Below are 26541 nucleotides of genomic sequence, written 5' to 3'. Positions count from 1 at the left end.
CGATGATGATCTTATTGGCAGGTGAGTAATCATAGGCTTTCCGTTATCTTAAATGCGTGTGTACGTTAACGCTATTTTTTCATGCAAACACGATAGCAATCTAAAACCCAAAACCCAAAATCTCAACCGATGAAAAATCAAGTATTTCTTTTCCTGATCTGCCTGGTGGCAGTTTCACTCATTATTTCATGTCAGAAAGACAACAAACAAGGCAGTGCTGACAAACCCAGCGTCTCTAACGACGTATTGGCACTGATCAAGGCAAAAGGTTTCAGTACAAAAAATGTACACGCCCTAAATGGGGGTTATCTCGTAGAAGGAGATATTTTTCTTAGTTCAAAAGAACTCAACCGGGATGCCCGGAATAATAAAGTAAGAGTAGCCAAAACAGAACAGTATTCTACCAATAACCTGGTAGGTGGCCTGCCACGCGTGATCACTGTAATGGTCAGCAATCTGGGAAGTGCCTTCGTGCAAGGCACCGACCTTGCTATCCAGCGTTACAATGCATTGGGCCTGCGCATCCAGTTCCAGCGCATTACCAGCGGTACCGCGGATATAACCATTCAGGGCTTCTATCAGGGGCCTAGTGGCGGTTATATTACGCTGGGATCATCAGGTTTCCCTACCGATATGGGAAATCCTTATAATCTTATACAGATGAATACCCACCCGGATGCCTACGGTAGCAACCCGAACGTACTGTACGTAGGCTCAGTGATCCAACACGAAATAGGACACTGCATCGGCATGCGCCATACCGACTATATGGACCGTTCCTATAGCTGCGGTGGCGATCCGATAAATGAAGGCGATGGAGGTGTAGGCGCAGTATATCTGCCCGGTACCCCCAGCGATCCGGATGCGAATTCCTGGATGCTGGCCTGCTCCAATGGTGGTAACCGTACCTTTAATGCCAATGATATCATTGCATTAAATTATCTGTATCAATAATCCATCGCTAGCCGGAAATGCATGAAAAAAGGAAAGGTTACACCACAGCTATCGTGCGGTGTAACCTTCTTATAATATGTCAAGTTTTCTAGCCTGTTGAAAATTTTGCCAATACGACAGCTTGTATATATATTTGCACGCTTGTAAATATGTATATATGTTTACATATGTCGATGCTGTTACGCTGTACTTAGTGCACCAACTATGAAATACGTATATCCCCATGTAGTGTTGTTATTGACCTTTATTGTACTGTTTAGCCTGAGAGGCTATTCACAAGACTGCATGTCGGTCGTTTCTGCGTCTATAAATAAATTCTTACAATATTTCACTGTTTAATTTTTATTATGAAGGCAATACAAATCCTGAAAAAAGTTAGCCTATGCAGCGCAGCAATGCTGGCATTATTCTCTTGTTCGAAAACTATCATCAGTGATCCAGGCATACCTCCAAAGGGCGATACCGGCATTGTTAGCGGTTTGATTGCTCATTGGCCGTTAGATAGCGCTACGTTGGCTAACGACGTATCCGGCCATCAACACAATGGTGTTTCCTATAATACCTCGCTCACTACAGACAGGTTCGGGAACAAGAAGGGTGCTTTTTATTTCAATGGCGTCAACAGTTTCATTGCTGTAAATGATTCTGCTGATCTTCGGTTAACCAACACCGACTTCACCGTGAACACGTGGGTGAAGCTGGATGTTTACAATTCTTCCTATAGCTCAGCTTTGGTTACCAAACGCGACAACGGTCCGGGTGGTTACGTTTTTGGGATCAGTGGATCTGCTTATGCCAGCGGTGCAGGCTTCTATGGTTATATGAACGCCTTTAGCACCAAAGTAATTGCCAAAGGGGAGTGGCATATGTTGTCCAGCGTGTATACTGTGGCTGACCAGAAAATAAGTTTTTATGTAGATGGCGTACTGAATAAAGTTGCCACTGGCGTAACCCCGCCTAATGCTCCTGCAACCGTGAAGTTGTACATCGGCCGAGATGACGTTAACTCGCCTACCAATGGCTACTTTGTTCAGGGTGCTTTAGACGATATTCGCATCTATGGCAGAGCGTTGAGTGCCACAGAAATCCAGCAACTGTACACCCCGGCCGATCTTAACACTGGCCTGATCGCTTACTGGCCGCTGGATTCCACTAACGGTGCGCGCGACCTGTCCGGCAATAATCATCATGGTATCGCCACCAACACCACGCTTACAGCAAACAGGTCAGGTGTAGCAAAAAGCGCATTCTACTTCAATGGCTCCAACAGCTTTATTGCTGTAAATGATTCTACCGACCTCCGGTTAACCAATACCGACTTCACAGTAAATACCTGGGCGAAGCTGGATGCTTATAATCCTTCTTTTAGCTCAGCTTTGGTTACCAAACGCGACAATGGTCCGGGTGGTTACGTTTTTGGAATCAGTGGATCTGCTTATGCCAGCGGCGCAGGCTTCTATGGTTACATGAACGCCTTTAGCACCACGGTAATCACCACCGGTGGCTGGCATATGTTGTCCAGCGTGTATACTGTGGTTGATCAGAAAATAAGTTTTTATGTAGATGGCGTACTGAATAAAGTTGTCACTGGCATAACCCCGCCTAATGCTCCTGCAACCGTGAAGTTGTACATCGGCCGCGATGACATTAACTCGCCTACCAACGGCTACTTTGTTCAGGGCGCCCTGGATGATATCCGCATCTATAGCAGATCACTTACGGCAGCCGAAGTACAGCAGTTGTTCAACCTGAACAACTGACCGTAACGATTCGTGAAGACCGGCATATCGACAGAAGATGATGTGATAGAACATTCGCCCCGCAGAAGCGAGGGATCACAGATAACTTTCAACCCCCGCGCCTGGCGCGGGGGTTTCTTTTTAGTCGGGTTCCGATGGTAAATATTTATTCTACACAGGTCATCAGTGAAAAAGGGTGTAAAATTTATGAGGTCCGTTTTAACAAATTGTTGGAAAAGTTAAAAGTGCTAGATTAGCTTCAACTTTCAAATCTCTCGCCATGAATAAGCTGACTGCTCTTGTGCTATTATTGATTCTGCATACAAACATCCAGGCAGATCCTGTCATTCAAAAATTTTCAGCGAAAGACGTAGCGGAAGACCTGGACTATCTTTATAAAACATTAAAGATCTCTACTTATAACCTGTTCGCTTTTACATCAAAATCGACCTATGACGGGGAATACAGACAGCTAAAACAAAAGCTCGCCGCCAGGAAAGATTCACTCGGAAAGCTCGAAGCCTATAACCTGCTGCAGCGATTTGCTGCGCTGGCACGTTTGGGCCATCTTTCCTTGCAGGGAGGTACCCCCGACGTTTATGAAGCATACAAAGCTGGTGGCGGCACACTGTTTCCGTTTGGTATCCGTATTGATAATAACAGATTGTTTATACGCCATAACTATACAAATGCTCCCAATGTAAAAGAAGGAGATGAAATTCTCGCTATCAATGGAAAGCCTGCTCTCTATTGTTTGAAAGAATTGTACGCGGTAGTAGCGGGTGAAAGCAATTATTTTAAAAGCACAATCATTGACATGAACAGCTTTTCAAAAAAATACTGGGAAGTGTTCGGTAGTTTTCCCGCTTATCGCCTGCTTATAAAATCTCCGGATTCAAAGGTATCAAAGAGAATAACAGTAATGCCTGTTCTCTGCACTGAATTTGATAAGGTTAATAAGGGAATTAATGAAGTGTTACAGTTCGATCGTGCTTACCGCGTGATAGATGAACAGACTGCGTATTTCCGTCCAGGCATTTTTTTGAATATGGAGGGGCAAAGTACTTCCGATCACAAAACCTTCGAAAAAGGAGAATTCATTCATTTTCTTGATTCAGTTTTTGCGGATATACGTCACCGTAAGTTAAAGAATGTCGTTATAGACCTCCGCGGTAATCCTGGCGGCGACGATTCGTTCAGTGACCCGATGATTGCCTATTTTGCCAATAAACCATTCTGGTTTTGTTCCCGTTTCAGCGTCCGAACCAGCGCACTTACCAAAGCATTTTGGAAAGGTGTCAATGATTCGACGTTGAAAGACATTAAGGAGGCTATCCTGTCTCACAACGATGGTGAAGTATTTGATACACCAATTCCCAGTTTCCCGCCGCGAACTGATTCATTTCGCTTCACAGGAAATGCATATCTGCTCGTGAATCGGTATAGTTACTCGAACGCTGCGGTAACCCCGGCACTGGTCCAGGACTATGGATTTGGTAAAGTGGTGGGTGAACCTACGGCCGACTGCCCCACGTTATACGCAGCCGAACATGACTTTAAACTTCCGCATACACAATTTATATGTTCCTATCCCAAAGCTTATATGGTACGGCCAAATGGCAACACCGAAAGTAAAGGAGTACAACCAGATTACCCGGTGGCGGTAAAACCCGGAACCGAAGATAATGTTCTTGAATATGTTTTGGGGTTGATCAGCATAGCGGGCCATCATCGGTAGGTGCAATGGTGAACAATTGTTCTTCAAATATTTAATCATTAATTTGCAGAACAATCATTTATCACTCAATCCGGAAATCATTTATGCCTTCACATATCTTCAAAAAAATACTACCTGTAGCCCTGTGCTGCTGCATGTGCTATCATGTTCACGCACAGAAAGTCGTAGAACCTGCCAATCACAGCCAGGATTGGACCAGGGAATATCAGCCTTTCCGTATCGTGGGCAATCTGTACTACGTAGGCACCTACGATCTTGCCAGTTACCTGATTACTACACCTTCAGGGCATATTCTTATCAATACCGGCCTTGCTTCTTCCGCAGCCGTTATTAAAAAGAATGTGGAAGCACTCGGCTTCAAATTCAGTGATATCAAAATTCTGCTCACCAACCAGGCCCATTTTGATCACGTAGGAGCCATGGCAGCTATCCGGGAAATGACCGGGGCCAGATTCATGGCAGACGCTGCAGACGAGCCGGTAATAAGGTCGGGCGGTAGAACCGACTACGCGCTGGGAGGGGAGTTCAGTTCTTTCAAGCCTGTTAAAATCGACAGATTACTGCACGATAAAGATGTGGTTAGTCTGGGAGATACTAAACTGCTCGTACTTCACCATCCCGGTCATACGAAAGGTTCCTGTAGTTTTTTAATGGATGTGAAAGATGGTAGCAAAACCTATAAAGTACTGCTGGCAAATATTCCTACGATTGTGACAGAGAAAAAATTCTCAGAGGTAACCGCCTACCCGCAAATCGCTGCTGATTACAAGTACACGCTGGATACCATGCCTAAAATTCAATTTGACATTTGGGTGGCTGCACATGCGAGCCAGTTTGGTTTGCATGGGATACGTGAGGAAAAAACGCCTTATAACCCGGAGTTGTTTACAAATAGGGAAGCGTATGAGAAGACATTGCAACGGGCAAGAAAGGAATATGAGGAGAAGATGAAGTGATTCATTGAATTTGTGCCAGCTGCCTTATCCTTTTCTCCAAACCATTTTTCAGGGAGTGATAAGTGGAACTATCCACCAGGCTTTTTTGTTGTTCTACGATATTGAGGCCCTTCTGGTAAGCAGCGCTGGCATCTTCCATTTTCCCGTCATTCTGTAATAATTCACCCAGGCTATCATATAAATTTACGTCTTCCGGATAAAGTGTTACTGCCCAGGAGGCCACTTTTACCGCTTCTTCCTTCTTTTGTGAATAATAGAGGTTGTAGGCAATATGGTTAACATCTTCTGCTGTGGGAAGTTTTAATCCCATTTTTGTAGCCTGACGGGCATAATAAGTACTCAAATTTTCTACAAATTGTGGATCTTTTTTTGAGTAGAATCCGTCTGCATTTTCATCCGCAATCAGCTGCCTGTTTAATGCGATCAATCCCCGGTGAATGCCTGCCAGGGGTGTTTCAGAATGATCATTTCCGGGCAGAAAAGTTATTTCACAATGGCATCCTGGCAGCGGGTGTTGCTGTAAAAATAATTGCAGCTGCCTGGTGGCCGGATAAAAACGGCTTTCCAGTTTTCCTGCATCGCCATAAGCTATATACAGGAACTTTTGCTGAAACTGGCTGCGATTTTTTGGATCCATCATTTGATGTAAAATTTGCTCGTGGTCATAATATAAATTAGGACTTATAGCAATAACAGCGTTGAATATGTCTGGTGCATGCAGCAGGCTGTAAATAGAAAACGTGGCGCCCAGCGAATGTCCTATGGCAATATTATAATGATTGGTTCTATATCGTTTATTGATTTCCGGCAGTACTTCGTTTCTCAGGTGTGCCACCAGTGTGTCTGCACCACCCAGCTTTACCTTCGGAGAATAATCCTGGTAGGGTTGATCTGTTTTATTCGGGGGTAAAAATTCAAATTGCCGGTTGCGGGCCTTTATCCCTACCAATATATACGGGGATACAAATGTGCTGGAAAGAGAAGACAGGTAATTACTGGTAGCCACCAGGTAATCTACATAGGTACTGTTCTGGGCATCGAATAAATAAAGGACTTTATAAGTTCTGCTGGGGGAAGACTGATAATTTCTGGGTAGAAACACTTTGATTTCCCTTTTGTCATTAAAATATTTTGAGTCGATTGTAAACGTTTCCGGTTGTTCAAACTGCGCAGCCGTATCCAATCCCCATAGAAGAAAAAATGCAGTCAGTATATGCTTCACGGTTGTATTTTAAATTCAATCTACGAAATTATTCGTACAGTGAACAGCATTTATTTTTCCTGATAAGAATATGGCGAAAATCCCTTAACAAAGCAACATCATTAGCATATGCTCATCAATAAATAAAACAGCCGGTCGATACGCGTATTCAATGCGTATTAACTGATTAATTTTAACTCCATTTAAAACCTTAAATTGTATAATTATGTTTGTTGACACAGTATTAAATTTGGCTCTTACAGCGGGGAGCGCGTCCGGGGAGTATTGCCATGTATCCGGATACTATGCGTCCGGAGATGGAGGTGGTGGTACTTTTTATTGGGATCAAAATGCCACTGAGGCACCCAATGGAGGAACTATTGTAGGGACTACGGGTAATCCCGGAAGATGGAAGCGAATAATTTCCAATAATCCTGAAAACTATAAGGTAGATGTAAGGTGGTTTGGCGCCAAAGGAGACGGGGCGAATGATGATACCACCCTTATACAAAAGGCTATTGCTGCTGCTGATGTAGTTGTATTCCCGGCCGGAAGCTACTTAATTAAATCCAGTCTGAATTTCCCGGCAGCTAAAGAATATATTTTTGAAGACGCAGTTATAAAAGGCCATTTCAACGACTTCCTGATCAAACTTTTTTTCGATGGTGGGCAGGTCTTTCATGGCAAACTGACATTAATGGATGATGATGGAAATGTGAAATCTGAAAGCACTACTTTAACGAAAGGCTTAATGATTGGCAATACTTCACAGGCAATTCATAATTTCAATAGCTCCGCCTGCGTTATAACCTGTATAAAATTGAAACAGGCTATATATATTGGGGAATTGAGTTATTCGAATTGCCTTGGATCCATTTTTGCAAAACATTGTGGCCAATCCGATATCTACGCCGTTGAGCTAAGGACTTTAGCTCCTCACGGCAGCGGAGCTAATAATATCCTGATTAATAATCTTCAGATTGAATCTATAGATACGAATGATGGTTACACCTGGAACGGGAAAGGGGCGTTCATTGATTCTTTTGGAATTACCATTAATTCCCTTCATATTGAAAATGTTCACAACACAGATGCACTGGTAATATTAAGTGATGGCTATGCAATAAATGGCGGATACCTGGAGGCCCATGGACAGCCAACATGGAATCAGCTCACATTGAGTGGTACGGGCGTGTTTAATGGTGTGTTGATCAACTGTCCGCTGCTGATTCAGTCAAAAACAACTTTTATCGGTTGCCGGTTTCTGATGAACCCTCCTGTGCTCAATGCTACTTTTATCGGTTGCAGGTTTCCCAATGGTAATTTCTTCATCAATTCTTTATCTGGCGCTACAGCAGTGAACCTTCCGAAATTTGAAGCAGCGAGCAGTAAAGTTGAAGTGGGGAATCCTGGAGTAAATCTTGGTAACCTTCCGATTCCGTATACATTGAAGGAAATCAGCTTCGACTTCTATGGTGGTGCACATCTGATAACTACCAGTAATGATACTTTTCTTCGGAACAGCAGCCTCAGGTTCACTAAAACAACGAATGATCAGTATTCCGGTGGTATTGGCTTTTCGATACCTTCTAAACTTGTTGGTCAAAAAATCAATCCCTGGTTTATTGTAAAAATACCAGCTACTAATGTTGGATTAAAGTCTGTCAAAGTTGGTGCAGGTGGATTTACCGGCTCTGGAAATTATAATGTTGACTCAATTGCGCAGGTTAATATAACAGGAGACTGGGTATTGGTGGTAATGCCTGAAATCACTGCTTTCAGTCAGTACTTATGTATAGAGCCTGGAGATGGCGGTGTGACAGGAGATTATTTTCTGATTGATTCATTTGGATGTGAAACCGGTGGAATATCCTTTATAGATTTACATCCCAATACCAATAAATACATAAGGAATGGAAGGTATGATGGCCTGGGCACAGGAAGTACTGCCGCTTTTTCATTTAGCCATGGATTCGGTGCTACTCCAGGAACTGTAACTGTAAATGCAGGCTCGTCAGCAGCATCGGCGCCCTTTTTTATCACTTCTGACAGTAATAATATAAATGTCACCTTTGGTACTTCTCCTGCAAATGGGGGCAGTATAATACTTTACTGGACGGCCATACTATAGCCTGACCGGTGGGAATAATATCAGGGTATTATCCTGTTGTTGTAACACTAAATGATTATAGAGCGTATGGTTTATAGTCATTTAGTGTTGCCTCTTTCAATTCCAGTTTGTATTTTCCATCACCATAATCCAGCTGGGGGAAAATGCTTTCTTCTTTGTAGGGTGTCTGTTTAACAAGATAAACAGACTAAGAAGCTCTATTATTTTGTTTATCGTATTTAAGCATTTGCTTAAATAATAAAATAATCCTACCTTTGGGCAAAGCTAACGACTATGGAATCAAAAAATACCTGCATAAGGGAACAGGCAAACCCTGTGCAGATCAATGATTGTCGTGAAAAAATCAAGGCCAACGGGAAATCTTTTGATCAGCTATCGGGCATTCTGTCACTCGCGGGTAATGAAGCACGGTTGAAGATCCTTTATCTTTTGGAAGAAGAAAAGGAACTGTGTCCCTGTGATCTCAGCGATATTCTTAATATGAGTATCCCGGCAATATCCCAACATCTGCGTAAAATGAAAGATGGTAATATAGTCACCTCCCGGAAAGTAGGGCAGACCATTTTTTATTCCATCGTACCTGAGCACCTGAAACTGCTCCGGCCATTTTTTAAGATCATCAACCGGTTAAATCTAAACATTGAAACCGCATGAGTAAAACAAAGAATAACCGGCTTCTTTTAGGGTCTGGTTTGTTGTTGGCGCTTACATCTTCCCTTTGCTGTATAGTGCCGGTATTGGCAATAGTAGGGGGAACCGGAGGCGCCGTGTCAGCATTCAGCTGGGCCGCACCGCTCCGGCCTTACCTGCTTGCTGCAACTGTATTGACTCTAGGGGTGGCTTTCTATCAGGCATATAAACCGCAAAGAAAAGATGAATGTGGTTGTGAAGAAAAGAAAGGTTTTATGCAGTCTAAAGCCGTTCTTTGGACTATTGCAGCTATATCCTTCCTGCTGTCGGCCTTCCCATATTACAATACATTTTTCCGGCCTGAATCACCTGAACAAACGGTTGCTGCGGGCAACCAGTCATCCAGCAGACAGGCAACATTACATATCCGGGGTATGAGCTGTGAAGCATGCGAAAGACATGTTAACCATGCCCTTTTGCAAACACCAGGTGTTCAGGCGGCCCAAACCTTCTATGCTAAAGGCATAACAATAGTAAAATTCGACAGCACCCAGACTTCTATTCAGCAATTAGCCGCCAGGGTGGAAGCGGAAACTGGTTACAAGGTCATCCAATAAACAGATATTATCATGGCAAATACAACTATCATTCTAAAGTCGGTCATAACATGTCCGCATTGCGGCTACAAAAAGGAAGAAACTATGCCTACAGATGCATGTCAGTATTTTTATGAATGTACCAGTTGTCATGAGCGGCTGAAACCCCTTGCCGGCGATTGTTGCGTATATTGTAGCTACGGCACTGTAAAATGTCCGCCTATGCAACAGGGTACCTGCCATTGCGGATAGTTATCGTAGTTGCCCCCGTTGCTCCATAGCCATCTTAAATACCCCCTCAAGCGTTCCCTCTACAACAAGGATCTTAGTCTCCAATATCACCTCTTCACCCGGCGACAACGCTGCCTGTGGATCCACATGCTGACAAGTCAGCTCCGGATTGCTCCACACGTTGCCGGTAGTACGGGTGAAACTTGCAATCACCCACCGGCCGTCCCGCGAAAGTGTGGCAATGAAAGGCGCATCAACTGCGCGCGACTTGTTATAATACGTGATACCCCCCCGATGTTCGACACGCTGCGCCGGTATCGGCCAGGTGAACGAGGCGAGGTACCGGGCGGGCAGCCATTGATCGAGCGGCATCGTCAGGCGGGTTGGCGTTTCCGAAGCGAGCAGATCGAAGCCGTCTGCATGATGAACGTACGTCCGTTCCAACCGAACATCGTGGAACTCCGAAGTGAGCCGTGGATCAATTGGCGCCCAGATCAGATCGTACGTCACCCTCGACTGGTTTTTAAGCTTGAAGTGAAAGAGTACCCCATCTTCTTCGAGGGTGGCTCGTGCCAGTACGTGAACGTTGCCTGGCAGGTTTTTCTCATATTCTAATGATCGTCCGGACTGCCGCCATAGCGGCTGCTCGCCGTATCGCCCCGGCTGAAAGAGGTAGAGTTGATTGGCGTCGGCCATCCCGTGTGGTCGTACCGTAACGTGCTCCGGAAACAGGATCTCGATGCTGCGGTCCGAGACCGGCCGGCCTGGCAGAACAACCCGCAGCGTCGGCTGGGTGTTTTCCTCTGCCACCCTGAGCTGCATGCCAGCTTTGTTGCGTACACTTTTTACCTGGCTCAGACAAGGAAATGTAATAAAGAAGGCCAGGATTAAAACGGTTATTCTCATCATGGGAGTTTTATTTAATAGCACTTTTTGTATGGATTCAAAGTTATTCACCGCTGCCGGAACCTGCCTGTTCAAATTGGTTCAAGTTTGTTCAAGTTGTGAATGGGAGGGCGATCGCCTGAGCACTTTGGATTTATAAAATTATTTGGCAGAATAACCAATTTATATTTGCTTTGCCCTACTTTCTGGTCAATGCTGGATATCTACAAAAATATAATCAACCGTCCTTCTTAGCAGGAGCTCCTCCTGCAGGCAGCCTGCTGCTGCAATCTTCCTACTTACTGGTATATCGTTTTTACGTCATCGACAGCAATGTTTATGCGCGTAGCTTCCAACCGTTAATATATTTACCAACATGATTTTTGAGAACAATCAGGCTTTTGCACAAGGCCTGGATCAGCAAGATCCATTACATCAACTGAGAGATGAGTTTCTGTTTCCGCGGCAAAATGATGCTCCCATTATTTATATGTGCGGCAATTCACTGGGATTGCAACCCAGAACATCGCGCAGCTATATTGATCAGCAAATGAATAACTGGGAAAATCTTGCAGTGGAGGGCTGGTTTGATGGAGAAACGCCGTGGATGTACTATCACAAAGAACTGAAAACCCTGATGGCTAACATCGTTGGCGCCAGCGCTCAGGAAGTATGTCCGATGAATACCCTCACCGTGAATTTGCATCTGCTGATGGTGAGCTTCTATCGCCCTGCTGCAGCCAGGTTTAAGATCATAATGGAAGCAGGCGCTTTCCCATCCGACCAATATGCGGTGGAGAGCCAGGTAAGGTTTCATGGCTACGATCCGAAAGACGCCATTATAGAAGTAGCTCCCAGGGCAGGAGAAAACACGCTGAGAACGGAAGATATGCTGGCTGTCATCGCCGATAATAGTGAACATATTGCCCTGGTGCTTTTTGGTGGCATAAATTATTTTACCGGCCAGTGGTTCGATATGCCTGCCATTACAGAAGCAGGCCATGCCGCCGGAGCCGTGGTAGGATTTGATCTGGCACATGCTGCCGGAAATGTGCCATTGAAACTGCATGACTGGAACATTGATTTCGCCTGCTGGTGTTCCTATAAATACCAGAATGGCGGCCCCGGTGGCATCAGTGGGATTTTTGTACACGAAAAACATTTCTCCGGCAAATCGCTCAACCGCTTCGCCGGCTGGTGGGGATACCAGGAGCAACAGCGGTTCAACATGCAAAAAGGGTTTACGCCTGAATCAGGCGCAGATGGCTGGCAGGTAAGCTGCACACAGGTTATCCCGATGGCATTGTATTATGCTTCACTCAAAATTTTTGAGAAAGCCGGCTTCATGGATCCGCTCAGAAAAAAGAGCATACAGCTGACTGCCTATCTATGCTACCTTATTGGTGAAGTGAACAACAGCCTCGGCTTCGAACAATATAAGATCATTACTCCATCAGCGGAAGCCGAAAGAGGCGCCCAGGTATCCATCGTGGCGCAATACAAAGCCAAAGAAATATTTCAGGCGTTGGTGGCCGGCAATATCCTGGGCGACTGGCGGGAGCCTGACGTTATCAGGTTAAGCCCGGTGCCACTCTACAACAGTTTTGAAGATGTTTTTCTGACAGCAGCATGTATGCTGACAATAAGTAAAGAACTGGTTACACAAAAGCAATAACAAGCAACAAATGGAAATAACAGCGGAAATAAAAGACAGACTATCCCGGCTGCACGATAAGTATGCTGTCATGGGGCAGGATATTACTGCATACCTCGATGGGCTGCTGTATGCAGACTACCTGACGTATTGGGATTATATTCATTTGGATACATTGCTGACTCTTCAGCATCCGAAAACTTCCTATCCGGATGAAGAAGTATTCATCATGTATCACCAGATCACTGAACTGTATTTTAAACTGGCGCTGCATGAATGCCGGCAGATAAGTACCAACGCTGCTCTTCATCCTGAGTTCTTTGCCTCAAGGCTTAAAAGGATTAACGCCTATTTTACCGCCCTGGTATCGTCTTTCGATATTATGGTAGATGGAATGGATAAAGAACAATTTCTGAAATTCAGAATGTCGCTGTTGCCGGCAAGTGGCTTTCAATCTGCACAATATCGTATGATTGAAATCTATTCAACAGACCTCATTCAACTGGTAACCGTTCATATGCGCGACGAACTGGCGAATGCTTCACCGGCAGAACAGTTTGAGTACATCTATTGGAAATACGGTGCTTCGGAATTATCGACCGGTAAGCAAACACTTACGCTGCAACAGTTCACAGCGAAGTATGCCGGGCAACTACTGCAGCTGGCGCAAAACAATATCAGCAGCAATTTCTCTGCGTGCTACAAAATGTTGCACCAACGAGGGGAGGATATGAGCACAGTAGCAGAAGAGCTCAGAAAACTGGACCTGTTTGTAAACGTAGAATGGCCACTATCACATTATAAATCTGCCGTTCGCTACCTGGAGCGCGATCCGGTAGACATCGCCGCAACAGGTGGTACCAACTGGCAGAAATATCTGCCGCCAAGATTCCAGAAAAGGATTTTTTACCCATATCTATGGACAAACGAACAGATCGAGCAATGGGGTAAAAGCTGGGTAATGAATGTATTGAAAGCGTATAGAACATAGTGTCATCAGACGAAGATCTTCATGTTGGTGTCGCTCCCAATGATCGCTGCTTGTAATTTTGCCATTTGATCAGTATCTTAATTTATTGAAAATAAAAGAGGTATTGGCTATTTTGATATGTCAACGCCGGGAGGCAGTTTTTTACTATAAAAAAACAACATGAAACAGTTTTTTGTACTTGCTATATTTCTATTCTCAATGCAGCATAGCATAGCCCAGTCTCCCGCTACGCCTGCAATCACCTTCTTTTCCGCTACTGAAATCCGGAACCAGGCGCCGCACAATGCTTTTACAGACCTGCTTGAATACAAAGGATATGTTTATTGCTGTTTCCGGGAGGCTTCCAGCCATATTCCCGGCTCAAACGGGATTACAAAAATTCTGAGAACAAAAGACGGCGCCACCTGGGACGATTTTGCTACCCTGCAACAGGAAGGTATCGACCTGAGAGATCCGAAGCTATCTGTAATGCCCGATGGCGGTGTGCTCTGCCTGATGATCGGTTCCTGGTATGATACAACGCAAAAGCCTTCCCGGTTTTTAGGCATGATGCCCTACGTGGCATTTATGGGATCTTCGAGGCAGTTTACAACGCCGGAGCAACCTGTTATTACTAATAACAACAATGGTAACCACTGTATCTGGAGGCTTACCTGGTATAAGGGTACCGGATATGGAATTGACTACGGCAATGGCGGCACCGTAAAGCTGGTAAAAACAACAGATGGTAAAACCTTTGAAAAAATTACGGCGCTGAATATCGATGGATCTCCCAATGAAGCCACCATCAGGTTCGATGCCAATGGTAAAATGTATATCGTGGTACGCAGAGAGGAAGGCGATACAAATGGGGTGCTTGCTATTGGCGCCGCACCCTTCGATACATTTAGCTACCAGAAGCTGGATTCCCGGCTGGGAGGTCCTGATTTCATTTTTTCGCCGGATGGGCAAAAGCTCCTGATAGGAACCCGCTTATTTTATCCCGACGGACAAAAGACGGGGATCATGGTAACGGATCTTACCGGTAAACGAATAAAGACGATTCTACTGGAACAGGGAGGGAACTGGGATTGCAGTTACCCGGGTATGCTTATTAAGAATAAACAATTGTGGGTAAGCTATTACTCATCTCATACAAAGAAAACAGCTATTTATTTTACTAAAATTCCGCTGGATTTGCTGTTAAATTGAACGGCGACAGGCGCGTAATTTCTTTCATTTAAAATCATTGAAGACCGTATAGCATAGTTTCAATAACCTCATTGCCGCTCGCTCAAACCCTTCCTGATCCGACTAAGCGACTGCGGCGTCATCTCAAGGTAAGATGCAATATCACTGAGCGGCACCCTTAACGCTACTTCCGGTTGCTGCTGCAGGAACAATTGGTAACGCGCTTCCGCACTTTCCCCCGAATAAACATTCTTTAACGCAATCTTATTCAACAGATTTTGCTGGATCATTTCATCGATCAATGGCTTCAGGTAAGGGATCTTACTATACAAATCGTACAACTCCGTTTTGCTGATAGCCAATACGGCAACATCGCACGCAGCCTGTATGCTTTCGGGTGCGGGCTGCTCCTGCAGGAAGCTGGGCATGATGGTACAAAGCTGCCGCTCGCGCAGGAAATAGTATACGCGATCGTCTCCCTTTTTATCTATGGTAAGGATCTTGAGTACGCCATTACTAATAAAGAACAGTTCCCGGCAGATATTGCCTCCATGGAACAGGTAGGTGCCCTCCTTATACAACCTGGGTGTAAACGCATTGCTGATCAGCAACTGATCTTCTTCCGGCAACGCATGACGGGTTTGGAGTACGGATAAAAACGGTCCTTTCATAACACAAATATCGGCACATTTTTCCCCGAATAGCGTTTTTACCATTTGGTAATTGCCAGGTTGCCGCTGTGGAGGACTTTTGCAGTATATAAATCATTCAAGTATGAACAACGTAAATAGTAATCGTGATCTGAATGGTCAACGTGTGATTTTATTAGGAGCCAGTTCGGGGATTGGATTGGCTACGGCTAAAGCCGCTGCGGCAGAGCAGGCGCAGGTAGTTATTGTATCGGGCAATGAGCAACGTATACAGGCTGCTTTGCAGCAATTACCTGAGGGGAGTGAGGGATATGCCGTGGATCTGAGCCGGGAAGAGAATATCCGGTCTTTTTTCGGGACCATTGGCGCGTTTGACCACCTGGTATATACTGCCGGAGAAAACCTGGTCCTGAATACGATGAACCAAACGGAGATCAACGACGCCCGCCGTTTCATGGATATCCGTTTTTGGGGCGCTTTTACAGCGGTGAAGTATGGAGCGCCGCTGATCCGCCAGGGAGGTTCGATAAATCTGATAGGAGGCACTGCCAGTGCACGTCCCGGTAAAGGCTGGGGGGTAGCAGCGGCTATATGCGGCGCTATGGAGGGACTGGTAAGGGCGTTGGCGGTAGAACTGGCTCCTGTAAGAGTAAACAGCATTATGCCCGGTATTGTGGATACACAACTCTGGAAAGGTTTGCCCGAGGCCGATAAGGAAGCGCTGTTTGCAACCTATAACCGCACTTTGCCCACAGGCAGGGTAGGGCTGGCGGAAGATATTGCCCTGGGTTATTTGTACCTGATGAAACAGCAATATGGTACTGGCCGGAACCTGGTGATTGATGGAGGTGGTGTGTTGATTTAGTGTTCCCAAAACAAAGAAAAGCTGCCTCATAGATCAATGAGACAGCTTTTCTTTGTTTAGTTTAACCCCTACTGCTTCGCCACCTTCATCGTCTTACTCTGCCTGCCCTGGCTGATATTAATATAATAAACACCAGGCTGCAGCTGGCGCAAAACAATATCAGGTGTCATTACACAAAGGTTGTCATAAGTTGTATCGTGAGTGAAAGTAACAGGCACAGCAGCATAAGAAATCCAGTCACCACCTTAATCCTGACGAAAGTCAGGTTATATACTAATCCGGGTCATATATTGCTTTGTACCCCGGAGGTATCTTTAGTTAATCATAAATAATATAACTATGGGGAATAATAAAATTTGCCAGAGTTGTAGTATGCCATTGGATAATAGAAACAGCAATTAACCGTTTGCCGCAGTTGAAAAGATGGACAAATAATAATGTGAATACAGCGCTGCATAAACAAGACAGACTGCAATAAGCGAGGGGATTATTACAATTCTGCTAAGTCATCTGTTTAAATAAAAGAATATGAAAAAAGTATTATTGGCGATGGATGGCGCCCATTTTTCCAAAGGTGCATTTGAATTCGTCAGCCAGCTGAATGAGATACAACCTCTATTGCTGATTGGCGCATTTTTACCTAAAATGGATTTTTCTCCCTCCCTGAATGCCTCACTTGGCTCTGCTTTTGAACCCACTTTGGAAAGTTATAGCAACGAACTGGTGCAGGAAAATATAGCGGCCTTTGAGCAGGAATGTGTTCGGAAACATATTGAATATAGGGTGCATAAAATAGCATATTACTCTTCTATGCAGGAGTTAAAAAAGGAAACACGTTTTACTGATCTGTTAATACTGGGAAGCGAAAAATTTTATGAAAACCTGGGCACCGAAGTTCCCAACGAGTATCTGAAAATCGCACTGCATAGTGCGGAGTGCCCTACGCTGCTGATCCCGGAGCATTCATATTTTCCGGAAAATATAGTGCTGGCCTATGATGGAAGTGAACAGTCTGCATTTGCTATTAAATCATTCTGTAGCCTGATGCCGGAGCTTTCTCAGAAAAACGCCATCCTCGTATATGCTACAGATAAAGAGAATGCGGCTATTCCCGATATACAATTGGTGGAAGAGTTAGTGGGAGCACATTTTGCTGACCTCACTATTCATAAGCTGGAAGGAACCGCCAAAAAATATTTCGATACCTGGATGGCGGGAATTGAAAAGCCGATGCTCGTATGCGGATCTTTTGCCCGCTCAGCGCTGTCAGAACTATTCAGGAGAAGTTTTGCCACCGAAATAATAAACGAACACAGGTTGCCGGTTTTTGTTGCACATGAATAAGGATGATACACATCCACCTGTTATTGAAGCAATGGTTGTCTTCAAAAAAGAAAAAGCTGCCTCATTTACTTATGAGACAGCTTTTCTCTTTTTAGTTTAATCCCTACTGCTTCACTACTTTCATCGTTTTACTCTGCGCGCCCTGGCTGATATTAATATAATAAACACCAGGCTTCAAATCCTGACCAAGCTGATAATATTCACCAGCATTGATCCTCGTCGAATAAACCACACTGCCGCTGTTATTCACAATCATCAGCAGCGCCGGCATTTTCGAAGCAGATGTCATTCTTACATTAAACACATCACCGGAAGGATTCGGATATACCGTTGTGGTGAAATCCAGCTTAGGGTGAGTATTTAATTTATTGTCGACCAGTACCATTGTACTGGTACTTTGACTCAGACTTTGCAGCGTATCTCCCGGAGAGGTTGTACGCACCTCAATAGCCGCTATGGAGCCACTGTAAGGATCATACAACCCCTTTTTAGGATAGAAATATACCTGTATCATACCTGCGGTGTCTGTTCTTGCCCGGATGGTTTTTATAACAACGGTATTCAGCTTATTGCCGGCGGCCTGGTATATATTGAAGTCCGTCAGGCTGTCGAGGCTATTGGTGGCTCTTACGCTGAATATCCTATTGCTTTTCTGTGCATCCTGCGGCTCTACGAAGTGCATGCGAATCGCATAAAGGGTATTAGGCGTAAGTCCGCCCAGGTAATAACGCATCTGGGTGATATTGTCTTTGAATACCCGCATGTACTGGTATACCTGCGGAGGAGCGGGGTCTGTTACCTGCGACACGTCTACAGACGAAGGCACGCTTTGTACCCAGGTATAACCGGCATACCATAGTTTACCCGTACCAGTGGGGCCACCGGGGCCTTCAGGAACATATTGTGCAAAAGTGGTGCTGTCATACGGACCAGGAGGCGTGCTGGAGGTACCGGAATTGATACCATAAACCGCCGATTTATTGGTCTTCAAAACCTGGATACAATAATCATCTACCCATACAGTGCCTGGGCCTACCTTAGACACCCAATATGTAAGCCCGGTGGCGGTGTCAGGTACATTGATGGTGTCTCTTATCTGGGCCCAGGTTTCCTGGTACGCTGGCACATTGGTGATCTGTTTTTGATAGGAAGCGTTGCTGCCTGTAACGTTACCCAGGCTATCCACAAAACCAACACCATATCCTCCCCAATACGGGTAACCAGCGGCGTCTTTGTTTATTTTCACCCATTGGCTAAGTACGATGATACTGCCGCCTCTCACGGCTACGGAATCCTTTATGTTCATAGAAATAACTACAGCGCTGCTACCCAGTGCAGCTGCTTTGTCGCCGGAATGGCCTTGCCCGCTAACGGCGGTTACAGCGCCCGGTGTTGCAACACTATTTCTATAGGCTATCCAGTTAACAAGGCCGCTTTCAAAACCATAATTGGGTATACCTCCGCACGAATCATACGGTACCACTGTTACCGGTAAGGTAGCGGACACGCCGGAGCTGTCTTGTGTATTAACGGTGATGGTTACAGTACCATGTTTAATGGCTGAGATAAGACCTGCACTGTCAACGGTATCCAATGTTGGATCGGAACTGCTCCAGGTTACTTTTTTGATGGAAGTATTTGCCGGCAGGAATGTAACGTTTACCCGCAGCGTATCCCGCTCGCCGATGATGGCGGTAGCTGGTTTCAATGTAAGGCCGGTGGCCAGTACATTGGCTACGTGAATACCGGAGGTGGCAGCAATAACCGGGTTATCGACTGACGTAGCGGTTACTATAACATTGCCTTGTTTGATACCGCTGATAAGACCGGCGTTGCTTACTTTGGCCAATGTAGTATCCGATGAAGTCCATACCACTCCTTTATTGCTGGCGTTTGCCGGGCTGATGGTGGTATGGAGCTGCAGCGTGGCGCCTACGAATACATTGGCAGCTGTGCTATCCAGCGTTAAGGCGGTAACGGGTATGTAGATAACCGTATAGGTTTTGGTAGCAACAAAGCCGCTTTCCACAGAAGTAGCGGTGATGGTTACCGTGCCTGCTGCTTTTCCTGTTACCACTCCGTTGAGGTCTACTGTAGCAATACTGTCGTTAGACGACTTGTATACCATATTCCGGTTGGTGGCATTTACCGGCGTGGTGGTCAGTTTCAGCGTGTCTTTGTAGCTTACATACAAATTGCTGCTGTCTGAATTAATGCTGATGGCCTGCAGCGGGATGATCATCGCTTCGAGGGCAGCTACAGACGCCATGTAGGGATCGTAGGTGCCCACTTTAGGAATGAAGACCACTGATAACACACCTGAGTTATCTGTTTTTCCCTGAATGGTGCGTGTAATGACAGCGTTCAGTTTATTGCCCGCCGCCTGGTAAGGGTTGAAGCTGACGAGGCTGTCGATGCCGGTTTTCACGGTAAATACCCGGTTTAGCTTGTCAACATCGCTGGACTCCAGGAAGTGCAGGCGCAGCGAATAGTTGGCATTGGGAATCAGGTTGCGGAAATAATAACGCAGCTGGCCTGAACTATTTTTGGAGATGCGCATATACTCATACACCTGGCGTGGTGCAGGCGTGGTTACCTGGCTCAGGTCCATCGTTGCGGTATTGTGGACATTCCAGGTATATCCTGCATTCCATAGTTTATCGGATCCTGCAGGCCCTTCGGGGATATACTGGCCAAGATTCACCGTCTGATACGGCGTTGCCGGGTTCCCTGTAGTGGCTGTGCTGCCTGCGTTGATAGCTGTCACGGTCGTGTTTATAATCAACTGCACCGTTTTGGTAACACCTCCATCGGCGGTGGAAACAGTAATAGTGGTAGTGCCCTGCTTTAAGCCAATGATCACGCCGCTGGCATCCACTTTGGCGATCGTACTATCCGCTACCGACCAGTTCAGGGTTTTATTGGTGGTATTGGCAGGTACAATAGCCGTGGTAATTTGCTTCGGTGTATTCATGGCGCCATACAGTATACTGTCTATCGTAATGCCCGTGGATATCGTGGGCGGAATGACGACGATCTGTCGCGTGCCTGTTTTCCCGCCATCAACCGACGTGGCCGTGATCGTGACGGTACCTGCACCCACACCGCTAACTTTTCCGTATTGATCCACTTTAGCGATCGTCGTATCCGACGTGCTCCAGGTAACGGTCGGATTAGAAGGGTAGGTGGGCGTAAGCGTCACATTCAGCTTCACGGAGAAGCCTGTTACAATGGTGTCCGACGCGGCATTGGTAACGGTTACCGACTGAACAGGGCCGCCTGCCGGCGCACCGAAAAAGATGCCATTTCCGAGGGCGGAAACAAACATTCTTCCCTTGTTGTCCGCAGTAATATTCGGGGCCACACCTGGTAACCGGTCTGCGATGGTGACCCAGGTACGACCGGTATCATCGGAACGGAAGGCGCCATAGTAAATGCCATTGATAGCGGCGGCCTGGCTGGTGACGTACAATGCCAGGTGCGCATTGGCCGTGGTGTCAGACATGGCGGCAGCTATCCATTTAGGTTTAAAGTTAGCATCACCCACTCTGGTGAATGTTCTGCCGGTGTCCGACGTATGGAAAAGGCCGTTGTATGTTAAATCGTCACTGTAAAATGCAATCCATACATCTCCTGTTTTTCCTGGTGTCGCCTCTACATTGGAGTTGGTGGGATATGCAGAGCCATCGGGAGCGGTGCCGGCATTTGCGGCAAGCCCCTTCGCGGCTGTTTGCTGAAATGATTTTCCACCATCGGCACTTACATAAAAATTGCCGCGATCCCAGATGTAGAAATAATCGCCATTTACCTTATCTGCGACCAGATGATTTTCTCCGGGGAGTATCTGCCACTGGTCGCCCGAATGCAGGATTCCTGGGGTAAGGCCGGTGGATTTTGTCCAGGTACTGCCCAGGTCGGATGACCAATAAACGTTGCCGAGGTTATTGTTATCATTTTGGGTGAGCCAGAGAATGTTCCTGCGATTGGCCGATACGGCTACACGCCCGCGTACACCGGGGACCTTTGCAAAACGGGTGTAGGTATCGCCGCCATCGGTGGAGTAGCCTGCACGTGCTGAGCTGGGATCATTATTACCGGGACCATCGCTGCCCACGCGTACCTGGAAATCAGGATCGGTGTACTGGAATGCCACTGACTGCATTTCAAATGCAGTGAAAATATTGCTGCGCAGGGAGGTATATGAAACTGCACCCTGGTACAATGGGTCGGTAAGAGAGCGATGGCTGGCGCCGCCAACATCTGCAGTAACGGTAAGCAGGAGGCTTTTGCTACTGGGAGGCGCTGTCATGGGGCCTATTACCATGATCTCTTCCAGGCCTGTTACACGGACTTTCCAGTTGCTAATCGGGTCGAAGATGTTATCTGTCGACAATATATCCAGTTGATCATTAATCCATACCCTGTTCGGATAAAACGGATCCCAGGTATACCCAAACGCATTATGTGCGGGATCGCCATAGCTGGCGCCATCATTTGCGGATTGTGGTGCTTCGGAATTATCGCGGGTGTACTTCCCTGCCGTATAAGTACCGCCACCATCTCTTGAAATATAATAAGGATCTTTTTGCCAGTTACCGCGGGTAGTGACAATAATCTCGTTTGAATTGGCGGGGTTTACTGCCACTTTAGAGAATACGATGGTGCTATCATTGGCAGTTAAAACAACCGGAGAGATATTCTGCCAGCTGCCGGTCTTATATTTGAACACCGCCTTTAAGGCAGTACCGTTACCGGCAGACACATACAGGGTGCCATCCGTGTTGATTGTGGCCCGCATCGGCAACAGAGGGCTGTTGCTCATCAGGGTGAATGAAACGCCGCCGTCGTTTGATACCCATACACCCGTAGGGCGGCCAACATAAATCCGGCTGCTCACATTCGCCCCGTTGATAGTAGTAGTGCCAGCGCTTTTGTCGAAAAGAATAAAAGAGCAGATGCCCGATGTAGTGAGGGCGCTTAACTGCGACCAGGTGGCGCCGGCATCATTCGATTGCCAGACGCCATTTTGATCCGTGGCCACCCATACACGGTTACTGTTGGCCGGATCTACCTGTATGCGATCTCCGTAGCCTTGTGTTTCGTTGGGACGTACTATAATCGGCACATGCAGGTCTGTCCAGGAATCTCCCCTGTCGGTACTCTTCAGGATAGTACCCGGATTATGGTTTCCTTTACCAGGCCCCGGACCGGCGGCATATTCTACCGTCGCATACAGTATGTTACCGCTGGCGTCATTGGGGTCTACGCCGAGGCTGCCGCAACGCTCGTTCCCATCCCATGCCCAATAGTTGACAGGGATCTTATTAAATAACATTAAATGCTCCCACTTCAGCAGGTTCTTATTCCACCGGTAAGGAGTGCCCACGTCGGTGGTGATGAAATAAAGATCTGGGACTGCCGGGTGTGCCACAAAAGAGGGCAGCGCACCAGACCCACCTATCCTGACCTGGTTCCAGGTGTACGCCTGCGCGTGTACTTCCCGCGAAACGGTCAGATAGAAAATTGTTAATAGTAAGGCGTAGTAGACCTTTTTCATTTTCATAAGGGAATTGTTAAGGGTTTTTTAGATGCTCCTGGTTTATGCTTTCGTGCTTATGGCCTTTCGTAACAACGTATAGTCATATCCGTAGTAAACAGATTTTGGCAGTATTGAGATGGGTGAGATCCCAAAGAACTAACGCGTTGGCTTTTTAATGGCGCAACGCGTTAGTGGATTATCTTGCTATATTATATTTCTTATCGGTAGTTAATCCGTCCCAATGGTCGGTTCTGAACGGAGTAGCGGGCAAGCCTTCCTTGTTGTATAAATTTGCTTCCATGGCGTCGTCTGTCCATCCATATCGTACGGCTACAGGGGCGGTTACTGTTTCGTTATAAACGATCACGCTATCGCCCTGTAAATCCGCTTTTGCCCATTTAAATTGCTGATCCGCACCTGCTATCTGAAATCCCTGCAGATAGCCATACCTGTTTTGTGCAACTAAGCCGCTTCCTGTATTACTGAAGTGCAGGATAGCTGTTGAATTTTTTATGTAGATGGATTGATAGATTGGTCCACACGGCACTACATTCCTGCCATAGGTTTTTTGTAACGCATTCAGTGCTAACCGCAAACCCACATCCTGTTTGTTGGCAGGATGTACATCGGTTGGATTGCCGATGTCGGTAGTAACGGCCATGCCTGTATTAGGCAGGGAGAGGGTGAGTAACTGCGCTTCTCTCAGCTCCGCCCACCGGCTGCCGGTTAACAGCATCCGGCCACTGGGATTGAAAGAAGATATCTGCACAAAATAAAACGGGAAATCGCCCTCATGCCAATGTTCCCGCCAGTCGTTGATCATCAGTGGAAACGTACGCCGGTATTGAAAAGCACGATCGGCGTTGGCTTCTCCCTGGTACCAGATAGCGCCGCGAATACCGTACGGAATCAGGGGCGACAACATGGCATTGAACAACTGCGAAGGAAAACTATTCGGGGAATTGGATGGAAGGCCAGCTTTTATTTTATCAGCGGTTATTGCCGGGAGTTCTTTGAAGTCAGGATCTGTCGACAACGCGGCTGTGCTGGTCCATGTTTCTACGTTGGTGCCGCCCCAGCTGCTGTGGATGAGGCCTATGGGCACATGTAATTCCTCCTGTAGTTTGCGTGCAAAAAAATAAGCAACCGCACTGAAGGTGCCGGCAGTTTCAGGCGTACATACTTTCCACGATGCCGGCAGAATATCGGGTTGCGGCGTCAGGCTGGTATTTCTTGGTACGGTGAGCTCCCGGATCTGCGGATAATTAGCGGCCTTGATTTCTTCTGCATTGTTTTGCACATTCTTTAAAGCAAACTCCATGTTCGACTGGCCGGAACATATCCATACTTCACCTACCAGCACATTGCGGATCAGCAGATCATTGTCGCCTTTCACATCAAGCTCATAGGGGCCTCCGGCTGCTTCTGCGTTGAGTTGCAGCTGCCAGCGCCCATCTTTTCCGGCTCTGATGGTTTTCACCTGTTTATTAAAACGCACGGTAACCTTTTCGCCGGCAGCGGCCCATCCCCAGATGGGGATAGGCGCGTTCCGCTGCAATACCATATTGTCTGAAAACAATTGTGGTAGTTTTACTTCGGCGTGTGCAGTATAGGAATAGCAGGCCACCGCCATCAGGAGGCCCGTTTTTCTCACAAGGGTATTAATTCCAGCCATTTTTGATGTCTTTGGCAACATTAGGATTGTAATTTTTCTCTACGTCGGGAATAGGAAACAGCAGGTGTTTATCCTCGAAAGGTTGTGTGCCTACACCTGGTTCCGCCGCTTTTTCCGCATTGATGGTTTGTTTGATGATGCCCCATCTCAACAGGTCGAAATACCGGCATTGCTCTCCGCACAATTCCAGCTGACGTTCGCGCATCAGTATTTTCATCGCATTATTTTTATCTCCCAATGTTGTATACAAAACGGCATGGGAACGGGAACGTACGCTGTCGATCAGCGCCAGCGGCGCATTGCCCATATTGTCCTGCTGAATATAAGATTCAGCCAGCATCAGCATCACATCAGCCAGGCGGATCACCTGTCCGTCAATGGGGCTTTTAGGATCGCCATATTTTTCAACGAGATTGTAATACTCATATTTCTTCCAGCGATAGTCGCCCTGTGGATCGGTAGCATCGAAAGGATAGGGCTTTGAGCCTGTAGCGCATTGCTGGCAGTACATGGTTTCGCCGCCTGAAGCTGTAGTGCCATAAAACGTGGATTTAGCGCGGGGATCGGTATACGGTTGACCGCTTACGGGATCGGGATAGGTGAATGCTTTCACGGCGGAGTTGCTGATGTATACGTTCTTCCAGTCGTTCCAGCCATATTCCATAGCGCGGCCGGTATGTGTTTGTTTGCCCACCTGTTCTGCACCATTGCCAAACATATAGTAGGGGGAGCCAATAGCCCAGTCGGTCCATTGCTGGTTCATGATCTGGAAAATGTTTTCTGGCGTGTTCTGATTGGTAGTGCTGAAAACATTATCGAATGAGGTGTCGAGTTTATAGGTATATGGTGCGCCCATCAGTGCCTGGAAGGAAGTTTGTGCCAGCGCCCATTTTTTCTGGTACAGGTAAACCTTCCCCAACAGGGCTATCACGGCGCCTTTGGTGACCCTGCCCAATTCAGCGGCGGGATAAACGGTGGGTAATTCCGCGGTGCCTGCGGCTTCTGTCAGATCTTTTTCTATCTGCTTCCATACATCAGCTGCAGGGCTGCGGGATAAATAGTTATTATGAAGCGTGGTCTGATAGTCGGTATACAGCGGTACATCTCCCCATAAGGTCACTAAATGGAAATACGCATATGCCCGGAGAAACTTAACCTCTGCGAGGTATTGATTCAGTTTGGCACGATCGGCGGTGGCGGTAGGATTCCAGGCCGCTGCACGGTCCATCACCAGGTTGGTGCGGAAGATCATCCGGTAGAGGGAGCCCCATAGGGAATTCAGATCTGCGTTGTTGCTACCAAAGGTATAATCACCCAGTTCCTGTTCCGCCCCCAGCAAAAAGCTGGCGCGCTTGGCTTCATTCCCCATCAGGTCGAAAATAAAATAGTATTCCCTGGCCCACAATCCGGGATGCAGCAGTGTGGCGTAACTGGCAATAGTAGCCTGGTTCAGCGCGCTGATATTGGTGAAATAGGTGTCGTAGGCGTAGGCGCTCTGATCTACCAGGTCGAGGCGCGATTTTTTGCATCCGGTGGAAATGGCCATCAGTCCGGTTATCAGCAGTAGTTGACGTATATACTTCTTCATAAAA

At 46.5% G+C, this 26541-nt stretch carries 19 protein-coding genes; 13 read left to right on the top strand and 6 right to left on the bottom strand.

The genetic code is table 11. From position 1 onward, the window contains the following. Positions 1-129 precede the first annotated feature (129 nt). From UNH61_RS19290 to bla, 4 genes are all read left to right on the top strand, one after another. Complete coding sequence (locus UNH61_RS19290) at positions 130-954, top strand: M57 family metalloprotease (RefSeq protein WP_326993624.1); 825 nt, start codon at positions 130-132, stop codon at positions 952-954. A 347-nt stretch (positions 955-1301) separates the two neighbouring features. Beyond that, positions 1302-2714 (top strand): LamG domain-containing protein, encoded by a 1413-nt coding sequence (locus tag UNH61_RS19285; RefSeq protein WP_326993623.1) that lies wholly within the window; start codon positions 1302-1304, stop codon positions 2712-2714. A 259-nt stretch (positions 2715-2973) separates the two neighbouring features. Then, the gene (locus UNH61_RS19280; protein WP_326993622.1) at positions 2974-4431 is read left to right on the top strand and encodes a S41 family peptidase; all 1458 of its coding nucleotides are present in this window, start codon (positions 2974-2976) and stop codon (positions 4429-4431) included. Between the two features lie 83 nt (positions 4432-4514). Further along, entirely contained in the window at positions 4515-5387 is an 873-nt protein-coding gene (gene bla / locus UNH61_RS19275; RefSeq protein WP_326993621.1) for a subclass B3 metallo-beta-lactamase, read from the top strand. Position 5388: 1 nt separating this feature from the next. Here bla and UNH61_RS19270 read toward each other — a convergent pair whose 3' ends face one another. Further along, positions 5389-6609: an alpha/beta hydrolase-fold protein gene (locus UNH61_RS19270; protein WP_326993620.1), complete on the bottom strand. Its 1221-nt coding sequence runs from the start codon at positions 6607-6609 to the stop codon at positions 5389-5391. Between the two features lie 205 nt (positions 6610-6814). Here UNH61_RS19270 and UNH61_RS19265 point away from each other — a divergent pair, with 205 nt between their 5' ends. The 4 genes from UNH61_RS19265 (at position 6815) to UNH61_RS19250 (ending at position 10197) form a co-directional block, all read left to right on the top strand. After that, positions 6815-8719 (top strand): glycosyl hydrolase family 28-related protein, encoded by a 1905-nt coding sequence (locus UNH61_RS19265; RefSeq protein ID WP_326993619.1) that lies wholly within the window; start codon positions 6815-6817, stop codon positions 8717-8719. A gap of 273 nt (positions 8720-8992) precedes the next feature. After that, positions 8993-9373 carry a metalloregulator ArsR/SmtB family transcription factor gene (locus UNH61_RS19260; RefSeq protein WP_326993618.1) on the top strand — a complete coding sequence of 127 codons (381 nt, stop codon included), beginning with the start codon at positions 8993-8995 and terminating at the stop codon, positions 9371-9373. After that, positions 9370-9966, top strand: coding sequence for a mercuric transport protein MerTP (gene merTP / locus UNH61_RS19255; RefSeq protein WP_326993617.1), 597 nt, complete (start codon positions 9370-9372; stop codon positions 9964-9966). The genes UNH61_RS19260 and merTP overlap by 4 nt, the downstream gene beginning before the upstream one ends. A 12-nt stretch (positions 9967-9978) precedes the next feature. Next, a complete protein-coding gene (locus UNH61_RS19250; RefSeq protein WP_326993616.1) occupies positions 9979-10197 on the top strand; it encodes a GDCCVxC domain-containing (seleno)protein in 219 nt (72 codons plus the stop codon). Here the strand turns inward: UNH61_RS19250 and UNH61_RS19245 are convergent, their stop codons facing one another. Further along, on the bottom strand, positions 10198-11085 hold the full coding sequence (locus tag UNH61_RS19245; protein ID WP_326993615.1) for a hypothetical protein: 888 nt from the start codon (positions 11083-11085) through the stop codon (positions 10198-10200). A gap of 352 nt (positions 11086-11437) precedes the next feature. Here UNH61_RS19245 and kynU point away from each other — a divergent pair, with 352 nt between their 5' ends. The 3 genes from kynU (at position 11438) to UNH61_RS19230 (ending at position 14897) form a co-directional block, all read left to right on the top strand. Continuing rightward, entirely contained in the window at positions 11438-12736 is a 1299-nt protein-coding gene (kynU, locus tag UNH61_RS19240) for a kynureninase (protein WP_326993614.1), read from the top strand. Positions 12737-12746: 10 nt separating this feature from the next. Next, entirely contained in the window at positions 12747-13706 is a 960-nt protein-coding gene (locus UNH61_RS19235) for a tryptophan 2,3-dioxygenase family protein (protein ID WP_326993613.1), read from the top strand. Between the two features lie 159 nt (positions 13707-13865). Continuing rightward, positions 13866-14897: a hypothetical protein gene (locus UNH61_RS19230; protein WP_326993612.1), complete on the top strand. Its 1032-nt coding sequence runs from the start codon at positions 13866-13868 to the stop codon at positions 14895-14897. Between the two features lie 68 nt (positions 14898-14965). On the opposite strand, the gene UNH61_RS19225 is transcribed toward UNH61_RS19230, so the two are convergent. Next, positions 14966-15547 carry a Crp/Fnr family transcriptional regulator gene (locus UNH61_RS19225; RefSeq protein WP_326993611.1) on the bottom strand — a complete coding sequence of 194 codons (582 nt, stop codon included), beginning with the start codon at positions 15545-15547 and terminating at the stop codon, positions 14966-14968. Between the two features lie 103 nt (positions 15548-15650). Here UNH61_RS19225 and UNH61_RS19220 point away from each other — a divergent pair, with 103 nt between their 5' ends. Then, positions 15651-16391 carry an SDR family oxidoreductase gene (locus tag UNH61_RS19220; RefSeq protein ID WP_326993610.1) on the top strand — a complete coding sequence of 247 codons (741 nt, stop codon included), beginning with the start codon at positions 15651-15653 and terminating at the stop codon, positions 16389-16391. A gap of 528 nt (positions 16392-16919) precedes the next feature. Continuing rightward, the gene (locus UNH61_RS19215; RefSeq protein ID WP_326993609.1) at positions 16920-17735 is read left to right on the top strand and encodes a universal stress protein; all 816 of its coding nucleotides are present in this window, start codon (positions 16920-16922) and stop codon (positions 17733-17735) included. Positions 17736-17838: 103 nt separating this feature from the next. On the opposite strand, the gene UNH61_RS19210 is transcribed toward UNH61_RS19215, so the two are convergent. The 3 genes from UNH61_RS19210 to UNH61_RS19200 all read right to left on the bottom strand — a co-directional run bounded on the left by UNH61_RS19210 (position 17839) and on the right by UNH61_RS19200 (position 26537). Further along, positions 17839-23298 (bottom strand): Ig-like domain-containing protein, encoded by a 5460-nt coding sequence (locus UNH61_RS19210; protein WP_326993608.1) that lies wholly within the window; start codon positions 23296-23298, stop codon positions 17839-17841. Positions 23299-23470: 172 nt separating this feature from the next. Beyond that, the gene (locus UNH61_RS19205) at positions 23471-24949 is read right to left on the bottom strand and encodes a sialate O-acetylesterase (RefSeq protein WP_326993607.1); all 1479 of its coding nucleotides are present in this window, start codon (positions 24947-24949) and stop codon (positions 23471-23473) included. After that, positions 24936-26537, bottom strand: coding sequence for a RagB/SusD family nutrient uptake outer membrane protein (locus tag UNH61_RS19200; protein WP_326993606.1), 1602 nt, complete (start codon positions 26535-26537; stop codon positions 24936-24938). The genes UNH61_RS19205 and UNH61_RS19200 overlap by 14 nt, the downstream gene beginning before the upstream one ends. Positions 26538-26541 lie beyond the last annotated feature (4 nt).

The organism is Chitinophaga sp. 180180018-3 (assembly GCF_037893185.1).
Taxonomy (GTDB): domain Bacteria; phylum Bacteroidota; class Bacteroidia; order Chitinophagales; family Chitinophagaceae; genus Chitinophaga.
This window is presented reverse-complemented; position numbering and strand designations above follow the sequence as displayed.